Origin of the sequence: Treponema sp. J25 (assembly GCF_004343725.1) — a bacterium.
Taxonomy (GTDB): domain Bacteria; phylum Spirochaetota; class Spirochaetia; order Treponematales; family Breznakiellaceae; genus J25.
The window spans coordinates 55,064-68,696 of record NZ_PTQW01000003.1; the positions used below are offsets into that span (position 1 = coordinate 55,064).

At 52.5% G+C, this 13,633-nt stretch carries 14 protein-coding genes; 3 read left to right on the forward strand and 11 right to left on the reverse strand.

Translation table 11 applies throughout. The annotated features are described in order from the left end of the window. Positions 1-5: 5 nt before the first annotated feature. The 3 genes from C5O22_RS00310 to csrA are packed head-to-tail and all read left to right on the forward strand — an operon-like array spanning position 6 to position 1,956. Positions 6-1,253: a flagellar hook-associated protein 3 gene (locus C5O22_RS00310; protein ID WP_132779001.1), complete on the forward strand. Its 1,248-nt coding sequence runs from the start codon at positions 6-8 to the stop codon at positions 1,251-1,253. Between the two features lie 8 nt (positions 1,254-1,261). After that, complete coding sequence (gene fliW / locus C5O22_RS00315) at positions 1,262-1,711, forward strand: flagellar assembly protein FliW (RefSeq protein WP_132779003.1); 450 nt, start codon at positions 1,262-1,264, stop codon at positions 1,709-1,711. Further along, the gene (gene csrA / locus C5O22_RS00320; RefSeq protein WP_132779005.1) at positions 1,705-1,956 is read left to right on the forward strand and encodes a carbon storage regulator CsrA; all 252 of its coding nucleotides are present in this window, start codon (positions 1,705-1,707) and stop codon (positions 1,954-1,956) included. Before fliW ends, csrA begins: the two co-directional genes overlap by 7 nt. Here csrA and C5O22_RS00325 read toward each other — a convergent pair. From C5O22_RS00325 to C5O22_RS00375, 11 genes are all read right to left on the reverse strand, one after another. Beyond that, the gene (locus C5O22_RS00325; protein ID WP_132779007.1) at positions 1,953-3,032 is read right to left on the reverse strand and encodes an HD-GYP domain-containing protein; all 1,080 of its coding nucleotides are present in this window, start codon (positions 3,030-3,032) and stop codon (positions 1,953-1,955) included. The two genes, csrA and C5O22_RS00325, sit on opposite strands and share 4 nt — an antisense overlap. Then, positions 2,995-3,711 (reverse strand): tRNA (adenosine(37)-N6)-threonylcarbamoyltransferase complex dimerization subunit type 1 TsaB, encoded by a 717-nt coding sequence (tsaB, locus tag C5O22_RS00330; RefSeq protein WP_132779009.1) that lies wholly within the window; start codon positions 3,709-3,711, stop codon positions 2,995-2,997. Before tsaB ends, C5O22_RS00325 begins: the two co-directional genes overlap by 38 nt. Before the next feature lie 16 nt (positions 3,712-3,727). Then, the gene (gene tsaE, locus C5O22_RS00335; protein ID WP_279432180.1) at positions 3,728-4,141 is read right to left on the reverse strand and encodes a tRNA (adenosine(37)-N6)-threonylcarbamoyltransferase complex ATPase subunit type 1 TsaE; all 414 of its coding nucleotides are present in this window, start codon (positions 4,139-4,141) and stop codon (positions 3,728-3,730) included. Positions 4,142-4,152: 11 nt separating this feature from the next. Then, positions 4,153-4,413, reverse strand: coding sequence for a hypothetical protein (locus C5O22_RS00340; protein ID WP_132779011.1), 261 nt, complete (start codon positions 4,411-4,413; stop codon positions 4,153-4,155). Positions 4,414-4,447: 34 nt separating this feature from the next. Then, on the reverse strand, positions 4,448-5,542 hold the full coding sequence (locus C5O22_RS00345; protein ID WP_132779013.1) for a flagellar brake protein: 1,095 nt from the start codon (positions 5,540-5,542) through the stop codon (positions 4,448-4,450). 6 nt (positions 5,543-5,548) lie between these two features. Beyond that, positions 5,549-6,397, reverse strand: a complete 849-nt coding sequence (locus C5O22_RS00350) for a hypothetical protein (RefSeq protein ID WP_132779015.1) — start codon at positions 6,395-6,397, stop codon at positions 5,549-5,551. 33 nt (positions 6,398-6,430) lie between these two features. Next, complete coding sequence (gene fliD, locus C5O22_RS00355) at positions 6,431-8,401, reverse strand: flagellar filament capping protein FliD (RefSeq protein WP_132779017.1); 1,971 nt, start codon at positions 8,399-8,401, stop codon at positions 6,431-6,433. Between the two features lie 26 nt (positions 8,402-8,427). Next, entirely contained in the window at positions 8,428-8,805 is a 378-nt protein-coding gene (locus tag C5O22_RS00360) for a flagellar protein FlaG (protein ID WP_132779019.1), read from the reverse strand. Positions 8,806-8,921: 116 nt separating this feature from the next. Further along, positions 8,922-9,776 (reverse strand): flagellin N-terminal helical domain-containing protein, encoded by an 855-nt coding sequence (locus tag C5O22_RS00365; protein WP_132779021.1) that lies wholly within the window; start codon positions 9,774-9,776, stop codon positions 8,922-8,924. 282 nt (positions 9,777-10,058) lie between these two features. Further along, a complete protein-coding gene (locus C5O22_RS00370; protein ID WP_132779024.1) occupies positions 10,059-10,919 on the reverse strand; it encodes a flagellin N-terminal helical domain-containing protein in 861 nt (286 codons plus the stop codon). Between the two features lie 257 nt (positions 10,920-11,176). Further along, on the reverse strand, positions 11,177-13,498 hold the full coding sequence (locus C5O22_RS00375; RefSeq protein WP_132779026.1) for an AAA family ATPase: 2,322 nt from the start codon (positions 13,496-13,498) through the stop codon (positions 11,177-11,179). Between the last annotated feature and the right edge of the window lie 135 nt (positions 13,499-13,633).

Sequence of the window (13,633 nt, forward strand, 5' to 3'; positions counted from 1 at the left end):
AAACCATGAGACGCATTAGCACCGATATGCCCAACAACGATATGCAATTCTATCTTCGGCGGCACGAACAGGATCTTTCTACCTTGCAGACAAAGATGGCCACCCAGAAACGGATTAAGGAACTCCGGGAAGATCCCCTTGCGGCAAGCCATGCGGTCCGCTATGAATCGTACCTTACCCGCCTTAAGCGGTTTGAGCAAAATTCTCTTGCGTCGGTCGATCACTACAAGGTAGTAGATGGGCACCTTCGCCAGGCCGTGGATGTGCTCCAACGGATCAGGGAATTAGCGGTCCAGGGTGCCCATGGGGTGTACACTCAGGGGGATCTTAAAAACATAGCGGTGGAGGTAAATGAATTATTAAAGGAACTCGTGCAGGTGTCGAACGCCCTTGGACCGGATGGAAAACGGCTTTTTGCGGGGGATAAGGCCTTTACCGAGCCCTTCCGCATTGTGGAAGGGACTGCCCCCGGCGGAGGCGAGTCAATGATTGTTAGGGTAGAATATCAGGGGGCGGGGAGTAATCGGCGGGCGGAAATTGCGGAGAACACCACCATCAATCTTGATATTGGAGGGGGAGAAGCCTTCTGGGCTGAACGGATGCAAATTTTTTCTTCGTTCGATGCTACAGGATATCGGGCTCAGGCGGCGGGGGCCTTTTATGTGGATGGGTACCGGGTAGAAGTACAGCCCGGAGACACGGTTCATGCCATTGTGGCAAAGATCAACGAGTCCCCGGCGCCGGTAAAGGCCTACGTGGACCCGGTAACCCGGGGGCTTGCCCTTGAAGGAACTAATCCCCACCTCATTAGGCTGGAAGATGAGCAGGGATCCCGGATATTAAAAGATCTGGGCATTCTCCGGGATACGGCCGATCCGGGGGCTCCCAACTGGCATCCGGCCGCCCGGGTTTCGGGTGGTTCGGTGTTTGATATGGTGATCCGTTTGCGGGATGCCCTTCTTCAGGGAAATACCGATATGGTTGGAAGCCAGGGTATTGGGGGGATTGATCTGGCGCTGGATAATCTGGAAAGCCGCCTGGCGGAACTCGGCAGTCGTCAGGAACGGTCGGAGGTTACCTGGAAGCGCCTGAATGAGGAGATCCCCGATGTGACCGCTAACCTTGCCCGGGTTTCCTCCCTGGACTTTGCTCAGGCTGCGACGGAACTCAGCATGCTCGATTTTGTGCATAAGGCCACGTTGCAGACCGCCGCTAAGATTACACCCCCCACCTTGCTTGATTACTTACGATAGGAGTACCCATGAAAGTAGCAACAAAGGCCTATGGCCTGATTGATGTGGATGAACGACAGCGGATTACCTTCCCCGATGGCTTGTATGGGTTTGAAGGACTCAAGGAATACGTGCTCCTGGATGCGCAGCAGCAACCTTTTTACTGGCTCCAGTCCCTGGATAGTGAACAGGTGGCCTTTATTTTGATAGATCCCTTCTTGTTTCGGCCCGATTATGAACTGGATGTTTCCGATGAGGAACTCCTTGCCATTGGCCTTGCAAGACCCCAGGATGCCCTCGTCTTTGCTATCATCACCATCCCACCGACGGGCGCTCCTATGACGGCTAATCTGCAGGGACCCCTCGTAATAAACCGGGAGAATCATCTGGGAAAGCAGGTGGTGCTGACGGATCCTCGCTGGAAGACCAAGCACGATATTCTGGCAGAACTTGAGATGACGAGGAAGGCCCCATGCTGATTCTTTCACGAAAGGTTAACGAGAAAATCATGATCGGCACCGATATCTCTATTTCGGTGATCGAAATCCGGGGCGATCAGGTAAAACTGGGGGTGGAAGCCCCTGCTGCTGTCAAGGTGTATCGGCAGGAAGTGTTCGATGCGATCATGAGAGAAAACCGGGCGGCCGCCGAATCGGCTCCGGCCCTCCCCAATCTTCCCCTTACGAAGCCGGAAGATCCCAGGGGGGACAAAAACCATTCTTAAAGCGGTGGATCCTTGTTTTCTTCAAAGATACGATTAAACTCTTCGTGGATTGCATAAAACACGTCAAAAAGATGGGGATCAAAGTGTTTGCCCCGCCATTCAGCCATTTTTCTTACCGCCGTAAGGTGATCATAGGCCGGTTTGTAGGTCCGTTTCATGCGGAGGGCGTCATACACATCTGCGATGGTCACAATACGGGCCGCGAGGGGAATCATGGTCCCTTCCAACTGGAAGGGGTACCCCGTCCCATCCCAGCGTTCATGGTGATTCAGGGCAATGTCCCGGGCCATGGGATTGGGGTAGGTGGATAGAATAAAGGCGCCGTTCTTTGTGTGTTCCTTCATGATGGTCCACTCCCATTCTTCCAGGGGCCCTTCTTTGTTCAAAATATCGTCGGGGGTACCGATTTTCCCTACATCGTGCATGGAGGCTAAAAACCCAATATCTTCGATAAAATCCCGATCTACCTCTTCATAGCCTGGTTTATTATAGAGTTCCCGGGCAAGACGGCTTGAATAGTAATTTACCCGCATGATGTGCTTGCCGGTGTCATTGTCTTTTAATTTAGAAGCTTCAAGAAGACTTGCGTAAATACTCTGCAGAATTTTCTTGTTTTCTTCGGTTACATCGTCAAAGAGGATGATAAACTGTTCGGGTTCTTCTTTATTTAAAAGGGCAGGGAACAGGTACAGTTTTGTCTCCAAAGATCCCGCGTCCCGCCGTTTGGTTTTAACAAAACCCTTCCAAGAATAGCCCTGTTTGCCCGTTCTTATATGGAGAAGCATCTCTTTCATTGCTTCTATACCAAGGGCTTTCCCGAAAATATCAGTAAAATAATTTCCTACGAGGGTACAATAGTTGGTAAAAAGGTTTGCACAGGCCCGATTGGTAAAGAGGATGCGGAGTTCCTTATCTACGAGGAGCACGGGAAACATGCTATTGATAAAGGACCGCATACAGAGGGGGATGTTTCCTTCGGCGGGTATACCCGGGGACGGGCTCTCTTCTTCTTCAAGGAATGCTGTTTCTTCTACGGGTTCAAGCATCTCCTCCGCTTCTTCCGATAGGTCCTTCATGGTTTCCTTCCTTTGCCAGTTCCGCATCACTTTTTCTTAAGTACCGGGGGCCCTTCTGGGGATCATCCCCTCTAGGATTAAGTGTATAGCGCTTTTGAGCAATTTCCAGTAGTTCCCGGGCCTTTCCTTTTCGGGCCCCTGGGTCAAGATAACAATTTGTGCCCCCTATTATGTTTGCTTCTCCTTCATAAAAACGGGGGGCATCAGGGCCGGTAAAAAGATAGGGCTGTGGTGTACCCCTAAGGAGTTCTGCAAGATGGGATATCTCTATGTCCAGGTAGGCACTGATGGGGGTTCCCCCTTGATACAGGGCGGTAAAAACCGAGTGCTTTTTGGCGTCTATCAGGGGCACCACCGTTCCTGGCCAGTGTCGATGGGCCCATCCATAACAGTCCAAGGTAGGAATAGCTATGTAGGGAATCCCCAATGCCAGTGCAAAACCTTTTACAGTGGCAAAACCGATTCTGAGCCCGGTAAAAGAGCCGGGGCCCTCCATGCAGCAAAGGAGTTCTAAATCTTCCCGGGGGCACTGGGCCTGGGCCAGCAGGGCATCGACGAGGGGAATAAGACGCTCCGAATGGTGGAGCCCCCCATCAATTTCGGTATACCAGATACCTTTTGCTGTTTGAAGTGCCATCGATAAAATATCTGTCGCCGTGTCCAACGCCAGTATGTTCATAGGAGTTCCTTTATAATTACACCATAAAACGAGGATGGGTAAGGGTGAGTAGCCGGTCCGTTTCTCCTATAATGCTAATATCCACCGAGATTGCTTCTGCTGGCAGTACTTCCTGGATCCGCTCGGCCCACTCAATAATACAGATCCCGTTCCCGTACAGGTAGTCTTCTATTCCTATAGAAAACGCATCATCACTGCCGCGAAGACGATACGCATCAATATGGTAGATGGGCATATCCCCTTCATATTCATTTATGATGGTGTAGGTGGGACTCGTCACGGGTTCCTGCACATGCAGGGCCTCCGCAATTCCCCGCACAAGGGTGGTCTTGCCTACTCCGAGGCCTCCGTATAGTGCAAGCACCTCCCCCTGTGTAAGGCGTTCACCTATCCACCTTCCCCATTGGGTCATCTCTTCAGGGGTGTGCACAGTGACCCGAATCAGGGAAGGCCTCCTGTTTTATCGAGGTGACTGATATGATGCCGTAATTCGCGCAGCAGGGGAAGCAGTGGATATTCTACAGGTTCTATGATCCGTACCTGAATTTCCCGTTTCCCCAGGGGAGTATGTTCCACGGTGAATTCAATCGTCCGTTCGATGGGATTGTGTAACACCTCAAGCACCGCCGTGGCCTGAAAGGAACGGCGGTACAGAATAGGGTGTTCCTTTTTCTCTATATTCTTTATTTCCAGGACTTTCATACTCTATACATACTAAAAGAAAAGAGGGGCTTTTTCAATCCTGGTCGTACTCAAACACCATGGCATTGATGGTATTAAGGGTTTTTCGGGGAATTTTGACAAACTGAATATGCATTACCCCTCCCATGCTCATGGTCTTGTTGGTTCGTACAATTCTTCCTAGGGCCGCCAGGGTTTTTGCCTGGGGGTCTTCAAATTCTATTTTAAGGTACGCGCCGGCGGGAAGGGCCGCGACACTTTTTATGGCACAGCCCCCCGCAGAAACATTGATGATGGTTCCCAGGGAACGACGATCATCCACGATGGTTTTCTTTTCTATTTTTCTTCCTACCTTCCGTTCTTCCACCCGAACAAGAGAAAAGAAGCAGGAAATATACACATCCTTTCGTTTGTAACGACGATTGGGCAGGGCTTCTACGTGGTCTGAATGGGCAAGTTGGAGCCCTTTACCGCGGGGGGTGTCAACCGTATCGATAACCCGGCTTTCGAAACGATACCCCTGGCTCGAACGGGCGTAGAAGGAAAGGGTTACCTTGCTTCCCCGGGGGAATTTAATTGGTGTTCCTACCGCACTCCGGGGGTTTTCTACAAGGAGGTAGTCTCCTCGGGCGGTAATAATCCTCACGGGGTAACTTTCTCCCCGGGGAGAGACAATGGTAGCCGCCATATTATCAGAGAGTTTCCGGGTGCTCGAAATAACAAGCCGTTCTCCCCGGGCAGCTTCTACCCTGTTTCGGATGGCAAAGAGGAGGGCCTTTTGATATGATGCCATCTCCTCTGTTTCGGCGGTTTTTTCGATGTCCCGGTAGGCCTTCTTAAAAAGCCGATCAAGAATAGTAGTGTTCCCTAGAGTTGTTACGGGGTCTGTTATGGAGGCTCGCCTGAAAATCCATTCCAGGAGGGCCTCTTCTTCTCTATCTAATCCATAGGCGGCTGCAGCCCGATGGAGGGCCCAGCGGCTAAAGCGGCGGGGGGCAAGAGTACCACCACCTTTCCCTGTGCCGGTAGAAATTCCATTTTTCCAGATATTATATATCACCAAAATAATAATGAGCACTCCTACAACGGCTAAAAAGATGATGGCACTGCGGGGATCGGATTCTCTAAAGTACACCGATTGAAGAAGCATAGGCGCTTAACTATCCTCTGGCTCGTTTGCCACAAGATATGACCGGAGGGCGGTACACAGTTCACGCACCCGGGGAGCGATTTCATATTCCGCCAGATCCCCCGCAAGAATCGTGTCCTGGTTTCCATAGGCCTGAATAAAATTTTCTAAAAACGTATTTAATTCCTCTATAAAGGCAGGTAAAGCCTTTTCTCCAGTAATAAAAAGATAAAGATTTTGTTGTGGAGGGGTGTACAAATACGAAATCAGACGAAGACATCTTTCGTAGGTTAAACTGAAGTCATGAATTAACTGAGCAACTTCTTTATCTCGTCCGGTTTGAAAGAGGATCCCCACATTTTCAAGACGCGGGGTAAGTTCGGAGAGCTGAGTAAGACAGTCCTGGAGGAGTTTCTCCGCTTCAAGCAGTTCTGTTTCCCGTTCTGTAAGAAGTTCGAGGAGATACTCCCCCATGTGAGGAAGATCCCGAAGTACTTTCACCATATGGTGATATAAAACAGGTTCTTGTCCCTCAATAAGACGGGCTGCAGGGGAATGAATCCATTCCTTAGGATCCCATGTTCCTTGTTGTTCTTGCGCTTTTTCTAGTAATTGTCGGCTATAGCGAAATGCCTTATACAGAAGTTCTCGATTATTAGCTGTTTCTAGATCCAGGGTATGGACCTTTTCTAGCTCCATGGACCAGAGGGAATCAAGACTATCCGCTGTAAGAGAAGTCCCATTTACCCGTATACTGGTAAGGGTCGATCCCTGCATTTCAAAGGATAATTCAAGATTCTGGAGAAATGACCCTAGATTTTCTTCCGTTATATCCGGGACAAGTGTTGAAGTTTCACCATTAATCGTAATCTGCATATTCCCTTCCTTCAGTTTTCCTTATCGGTATACTTATCTGTTGGATTGATTATTAAGTTGCTCAAGAGAATTGGAGGTTTTTTGCATTTGCTGAAGAGCCCCTTCCATTTGACCATACTGGCGACGAAGACTTGCTTCTTTTGCGGCTAGTTGTTTATCCAGGGCTTCTATGCGTTTTTGTTCTTCGCTGATACGAGTGTCAAGGCCTGAGGTTTTAAGGGCGATAATACCGCCGGTCTGGACATACGGCTGGAGGAGCGCATTGAGTTGATAGGCAAATCCCGAATCGATTACCAGGTCCCCATCGGTATCATTGCCAAAGAGTTCTTTTACGGCGGGGAGCCGTTTTGCCAGGGCCTCATCCAGGGTCTTTTCGTCGATTTCCAGGTACCCCCGCAATCGGGCAGGGTCGTAACCCTGGCTACTACCGGCCTTTCGAGCGTCGGTGCTGATACCGATTTGGGCCAGTAGGGCCAGTTCCCGCTCAAGGGACGTGGGGTAACTCGAACTAATGAGCCGCTGAAGGGACGAACGGAGGGTGTTGATGGTAGAGTCTCCCTGGAGGGTCCCCAATTTCTTCTGCATCTCCTCTTGCTCGTCCTTTGAAAGATAGGTGAGTTCCTGGACAATCTTATCATCCGTGCGGGCAAGGACATTCAGTTCTGCCATAAGCCGGTTGTAGTTCCCAACCAGGGTAATAATCGCCTCTTTCGCAGTTTTTCTATCCGGTTCAATAGTGAGTTTTACCGGTTTATCGGAGACTCCCGTGAGGGTAACGGTAACCCCCGGGATAAGATCGTCTACGTCATTTTTGGGACGCCGTACTTCGATGCCGTCCATGGCAAGAATCGCATCCTGGGCAGTAGAGATGGCGTTTTTAGGACGGAGTCCTTCCCGGGCTTCGGGATTAAAGATCCGCAAATTTCTTATTGAAACATCCCGATGGGTGTTTTTATTCTGGATTTCCACTGCACTGATGGCTTTCCCTTCGCTAAAGTCCGTAAGGGGAATTTCCTGGCCTACAAAATCGGTGGAGTCTCGAATAGGAGGAAGGGTTTTTTTTGTCCCATCGGAAAAAACAAGGGTCACTACTGAAAGATCATCGACCCGCGGAGGAACCGGTGGGGGCGTCCACGGAGGAAGGTCCACCGTGGAAGGGTCGTTTTCAATGGTAATGCCCCCATAGGTGATACTCCCCGCGCCGGGGAACTGGGGCCCTGAAGGAGCTTCTTGAACGGTCGAATCCTTGTCCTCTTTTAAAGTGGTAGCAGTTTCATAGGCCAACACAAGCTTCTGGGTCGGTTGAATGGGCGGCGACAGGGTAAACACTTTACTTGTCCCTGCTGAAAAAAGCTGCGGAGTTTCAACGATAGTTCGACTTGCCGAATCGATTCGTTCGACCATTCCTGTGGCAAGGGCTAGTTTTTCACTGTCATCTTTAAAAGAGAGCCGATTGGTGGATCCCGTCACTTTTGATTCGATAAGCAGGGATCGGGTACCCGGTTCTACGGTAACCACATCGGCTCGGAGACGATCTTTCCCTCGCTTGGTGATCGCCTCGGCAAATTCCTTTAAACTCCCCCCCCTAAAAGTAAAACTAAAGGTTTCTTCTCCTATGGTAAACGTATAGGTTCCTTCCGGGATCCGATAGTTTTCCGGGAGAGGATTTGATAGAAAACGATCCGCCGCGGCAAGCTGCTTTACCGTAAACGTACGGGTCTGTTCTGACGCTTCCCGGCGGGCTGTCGCAGTGATAACCGCCGGATCCTGGGAATTAGCAACCCGTTCTGAGAAGGGATTCTGAAAAGAATAGAGGGTGCGGGCCGATTCTCGTACTGTCGAAATACGCCGACCCACATCCTGCCATATGGTTTTCTGAGTTTTGTAGTCTTCTATTGCCTTTTCGGCCCGAACCTTGGGAGCCCGTTCGATCTTCATGAGATCTTCGATGATCTTCTCCGTATCGAACTGGCTCTTTACTCCAGGAATATATATATCCGACATGGGTCCTTCTTAAGGCCCGTTTGAACTTACACGGTTTGATCAAACAAAATTCCTAGGGTTTCCTTGATCCGTTGATGTAGCCGCTGTAGTTCCTCGGGCGGAAGCTCCTTAATCACCTTATCGGTTTGCGCATCAATAACCTTTACAATCACTTCCTCGGTTTTATGGTCGATGACAAAACGGAGCTTCTTGTTAAAAGCCAGACTAATTTTTTCAAGTTCCTGGGCTGTTTCTTCTATTCTTTTTGTTGTTCCCGTGCTCCCCAGCAAGGCTGTGGTACTCGGTGGAACGGTTTCCTGTCCTTCCGTCCCGGTTGCATGGTGGGCCCCTATAAAGGACCCTCGTTCTTGCGGGAGACCTGCCAGGGGATATCCATATCCCACTGGGGTAATTGGTATACCCATAGGCACCTCCCTGTACTTTCTATGTAAGTAAAGAAAAAAGGGGAGGGCGCGAACTCCCCCTCCTTCCTCTCAAAAGGCGACGTCCAGATGTCTCTTGAAAGGGCTCTTTTTTCCTGTTAGCCGAGGAGCTGCAGGACCGACTGGGTCCTCATGTTAGCCTGGGCCAGCATAGCAGTTCCGGCCTGGGACAGGATCTGGTTCTTCGTATAGGTGACCATCTCACTGGCCATGTCTGCATCCCGGATACGAGATTCGGAGGCCTGCATGTTTTCTGCCGCAATGGCGACCCCTTTGGCGGCCATCTCAAAGCGGTTCTGATACGCACCAAGGTCGGCCCGTTGTTTGGAAACCTGCTTCAGGGCGTTATCCACAATACCGATGGCCTGGTTAGCGCTTTCGGGGGTAGCGATAGAGATAATCCCTTCTGCCCCTTGCGCATTCTGGAGTCCCAGAGCCTGGGCGGTCATGGTACCAATGTAGACCCGCTCATTCTGATCCATGTTGGCCCCAACCTGGAACTGCATGATCCGGTTGGTCGCAGAGTTGCGAGCAAAGGCTCCGGTGAGCATGTTCATTCCGTTGAATTGGGCATGGCTGGCGATGCGGTTTACTTCATCCACGAGCTGGGACACTTCCACCTGGATCTGCATGCGGTCTTCGTCAGTGTAGATACCGTTGGCTGATTGGACGGCCAATTCCCGCAGCCGATGGAGGATATCCTGGGTTTCCTGCAGGTAGCCTTCAGTGGTCTGGATAAAGGAAACGCCATTCTGAATGTTCCGTTCTGCCTGGTTAAGGCCCCGGATCTGGCTCCGCATCTTTTCAGATACTGCGAGGCCCGATGCATCGTCCCCCGCCCGATTAATCCGCTGGCCGGAACTGAGCTTTTCGATGCTTTTGGCTACTTCGCTCTGCGTTACGCCCAGCTGGCGGTTGGCATACATGGCACTGATGTTGTGATTAATGATCATATATGACCCTCCTTGAGATAGTACCGCCGGCTATCCTTCGCCGATGGTTGCCCCACGGGATCGCATATTCGGTTGGACCGTCGCGCCACGGCCCACCCTTACGCGATGGGTGGAACGGAAAGCCCGTCGCTCTTCTTACCTCCGCTGAGGATTTTTGCAACAGGCTACCCGTTCTATCCCGTAGTTCCAGGAGGGTATTTGTCAAAGATCTCGCCACTTCTGGCTTTAGGAGGGGACTCCCTAGGGAGTCCCTTCTTTTATGCTACCTTTAATAGTACTACGCTATTGCAGAAGTTGCAAGACCGATTGGGTCCGCTGATTGGCCTGGGCCAGCATGGCGGTTCCCGCCTGAGAGAGGATCTGGTTTTTCGTGTAGGAAACCATCTGGTTAGCCATATCGGTGTCCCGGATACGAGATTCGGCGGCCTGCAGGTTTTCGGCCCCAATATCGATTCCCCGGATGGCGTGTTCCAGACGGTTCTGGTAAGCCCCCAGATCTGCCCGCTGTTTGTTTACTTTCTTAAGAGCTTCATCCAGGGTACCGATAGAACGATTGGCCCCATCAGGTGTCTGCAGACTGATGATGGTTCCATCAGCGGCATTGCGGACCCCGAGCCCCGCAGCGGTCATGGTACCGATGTACACCCGTTCCCGTTGATCCATATTGGCACCAATGTGGAACCACATGGAGGCGGTAACCAGGTTTTCGCCGGTGGGGCGGGCAAAACGACCGGTGAGCATGTTCATTCCGTTGAACTGGGCGTGGCTGGCAATCCGGTCAATTTCGTCCACGAGTTGGGATACTTCCACCTGGATCTGCATGCGGTCTTCGTCGGTGTAGATCCCGTTGGCCGCCTGTACCGCCAGTTCCCGGAGCCGCTGGATGATGTCCTGAGTTTCCTGCAGATAGCCTTCGCTGGTCTGGATAAAGGAAATTCCATTCAGGGCATTGGTCGACGCCTGATTCAATCCTCTGATCTGGCTTCGCATCTTTTCAGATACAGCAAGCCCCGAGGCATCATCACCGGCCCGGTTAATCCGCAGCCCTGAAGAGAGCTTCTCCATGTCCTTGGCGATAGCCGTCTGGGTTACCCGCAGAGAGCGGTCCGCATACATGGCGCTCAGATTGTGGTTGATGATCATATCATCCTCCTTGAATATGATGTCCGGAAGCATCCATGCTTCCGGGTAGAGCCAAACACAAACAAAAGTCTAAAGTTTTATAGTCAACCTCCGATATTCAGAATAAGGGGGCCTCTATCTTTCTTCTGTCTTTTCTGCCCAGAAAAACCCCGTTCTTTGTATCGGCAAAAAAGAGTAAAAACTTTAGAGCTTTCTTTGAGAATTTCTGCGAAAAAAATGGATGTTTAGACTATAGATACGCCCCGGAGGAACGTTTTCTATTTTCCCCTGCGAGCTATGAGAAGTATACTTTCCCATCGCCAGAGAACAGGACCGTGGGTGGCAATGGCTTTGAGGGCATCCAGAATTCCCTGGAGGGCCTTTGGTGGGAGTCTCTGACCTATCCAGCGGCCCCAGCTGGAACGATCTACGTTAAACCAGGTTTCCAGATCCCGATCGGTAAGGAGCCGCTCTTCTTCGTGGAAATGGCTTTCTATCTGGAAGGAAAATCCTGCGGCACCACAACCTGTTTCGATTTCCCTCTGACCCCAGGAAAATTGTGTTTGGGCCCAGAAAGATGCTTCGGCATCAACAAAGGCCTCTTGTGCTGAATGTTCAAGGTTCGTTTCGCGCCATCGTTCTCGGTAGCGATCCAGAAGTTCGGCCAGCCGTTGTCCCCGGGAAGGCAGGGCCTGGATTATGACGATGGTTCCTCGGGGATCAAGAAGGTCCTTGGCGGCACGAAAATACTCGGTAAAGAAGTGCTCTATTTCCCAGCCCGCAGGGAGCTGGAGGGATCGCCAGAGATCCCGACCTATGAGGGCGTCAAAGGTGGCGCAGTCAAAGGTAGCCAGGGCTTCTTCTTTCGAAGGAAGTCGAGGGTAGGGAACGTTCGAGGCACCACCTCCGGAGATATCGACTTTCTCGGGGGCAATCACCAGTAGTCGGGGCTGCTCCTCTTCTCCAAAAAGGGACCCGTACTGGAGCAGCGCCTTTCGGGCTTCTTCACTGCGGACAATGCCTGCGGTAAGCCCTTCGGGGGTGCGGCGGTGGGCTTCCCAGAGGAGCAGCCCCGTGTCGGCGGCGGCCACCAGGACGCGGTGGTGCCGTTGGAGCGTAAGGTGGGAAAACAGGAGATCCCGCTCCTGGATAAGGGTACTGCTGTGGTCGGATTGGATCCGTTTGTACCACCCTTCCCGGTCCCTGGTGGCCGCCGCCCAGGAGAGCCCCTCTGGGGTGGCCCCATCAGGGGCGGCCTCCAGGGCCATGGCGGCCACCAGTTCCCGTCGAGAAAGCACCTGGTCCCGAATGGAAGCCTCATATCCACTGGAAGAGGGGGTGTAAAACACCCGGCCCTGGAGGCCCCGGGGAAGGTACTGCTGGGCCACCCAGTGGTCCCGATAGGCATGGGGATACAGGTATCCCTGGCCATGGCCGAAACCTTCTTTATCGCGGCTACCATCTTTTAAATGGGTGGGGACCTCCGCTTCCTGAGTTTCTACTTCTTTCAGGGCATCAAAGAATGCGAGGGCGCTGTTGCTCTTTGGGGCCGTGGCCAGATACAAAGCCGCCTGGGCAAGGGGAAAGTATCCTTCCGGAAGTCCTATCCGATCAAAGGCCTGGGCACAGGCGTTTACCACGGTGATAGCCTGAGGATCCGCGAGGCCCACGTCTTCACTGGCCAGGATGAGCATCCGACGAAAGATAAAGTCCGGGTCTTCTCCTGCCCGAACCATCCGGGCAAGCCAGTACAGGGCCGCATCGGGGTCGCTTCCCCGCAGGCTTTTGATGAAGGCACTAATGGTATCGAAATGGTAGTCCCCATCTTTATCATACAGGACTACCCGTCTCTGTATGCTCTGTTCTGCCGCGTCAAGGCTGATAAAAATCTCACTTCCCTCCGGTGGGGGCCAGGAGGGCGGGGTGGTTTCCACCGCTAATTCCAGGGCATTGAGGAGACTCCGGGCATCTCCGTTGGCAACCTCTACCAGGTGTTCCAGAGCCCCTTCTTCAAAACGGACCTGCCAGCGGCCGTAGCCCCGTTCCCGGTCCTGGAGGGCCCGCCGGGCCGCCTTCATGAGGTCTTCCTTTGTCAGGGGAAGAAGTTGAAACACCCGGCTCCGGCTTACCAGGGCCCGATTTACCTCGAAAAAGGGGTTTTCCGTGGTGGCCCCGATGAGAATCACCGTGCCATTTTCTACCCAGGGAAGCAGGGCATCCTGCTGGGCCTTGTTCCAGCGGTGTACCTCGTCCACAAAGAGGATGGTCCGCTGGCCGTAGAGCCGTCGCCGTTCATCCGCCCGGTCGATGGCGTCCCGCACATCCTTTACGCCGGAGAGAACCGCGTTCATGCTTTCAAAGGCGCTGCGGGTTGAATTGGCAATGACCCGAGCAAGGCTGGTTTTTCCTGTTCCGGGGGGGCCATAAAAAATAAGGGAAGAAAGCCGGTCCGCCTGAATGGCCCGGCGCAGGAGTCTTCCCGGCCCCACGATGTGATCCTGGCCGAGCACTTCGTCCAGGGTGCGGGGCCGCATCCGATCGGCCAGGGGGGCATTCGACTGTTGTTCCGCCGCGGCGGTGGCAAAAAAAAGGTCATCCATGGGTATATTCAGCCCTTTGGGCGATCCCCGGGAGCCCGGCTATTTACTCCTCCGTGGCTTTTAGGCCCCTCGGGGAGGGTTCCCCCGGGTTTCCTGGATATCTCGGCCCTGGGATGCGGCAGGAGGGCCTGTCAC

Coding starts and splice junctions, on each gene's coding strand:
- C5O22_RS00310 (WP_132779001.1), top strand. CDS start 6: ATGAGACGCATTAGCACCGATATGCCCAACAACGATATGCAATTCTAT.
- fliW (WP_132779003.1), top strand. CDS start 1,262: ATGAAAGTAGCAACAAAGGCCTATGGCCTGATTGATGTGGATGAACGA.
- csrA (WP_132779005.1), top strand. CDS start 1,705: ATGCTGATTCTTTCACGAAAGGTTAACGAGAAAATCATGATCGGCACC.
- C5O22_RS00325 (WP_132779007.1), bottom strand. CDS start 3,032: ATGAAGGACCTATCGGAAGAAGCGGAGGAGATGCTTGAACCCGTAGAA.
- tsaB (WP_132779009.1), bottom strand. CDS start 3,711: ATGAACATACTGGCGTTGGACACGGCGACAGATATTTTATCGATGGCA.
- C5O22_RS00340 (WP_132779011.1), bottom strand. CDS start 4,413: ATGAAAGTCCTGGAAATAAAGAATATAGAGAAAAAGGAACACCCTATT.
- C5O22_RS00345 (WP_132779013.1), bottom strand. CDS start 5,542: ATGCTTCTTCAATCGGTGTACTTTAGAGAATCCGATCCCCGCAGTGCC.
- C5O22_RS00350 (WP_132779015.1), bottom strand. CDS start 6,397: ATGCAGATTACGATTAATGGTGAAACTTCAACACTTGTCCCGGATATA.
- fliD (WP_132779017.1), bottom strand. CDS start 8,401: ATGTCGGATATATATATTCCTGGAGTAAAGAGCCAGTTCGATACGGAG.
- C5O22_RS00360 (WP_132779019.1), bottom strand. CDS start 8,805: ATGGGTATACCAATTACCCCAGTGGGATATGGATATCCCCTGGCAGGT.
- C5O22_RS00365 (WP_132779021.1), bottom strand. CDS start 9,776: ATGATCATTAATCACAACATCAGTGCCATGTATGCCAACCGCCAGCTG.
- C5O22_RS00370 (WP_132779024.1), bottom strand. CDS start 10,919: ATGATCATCAACCACAATCTGAGCGCCATGTATGCGGACCGCTCTCTG.
- C5O22_RS00375 (WP_132779026.1), bottom strand. CDS start 13,498: ATGGATGACCTTTTTTTTGCCACCGCCGCGGCGGAACAACAGTCGAAT.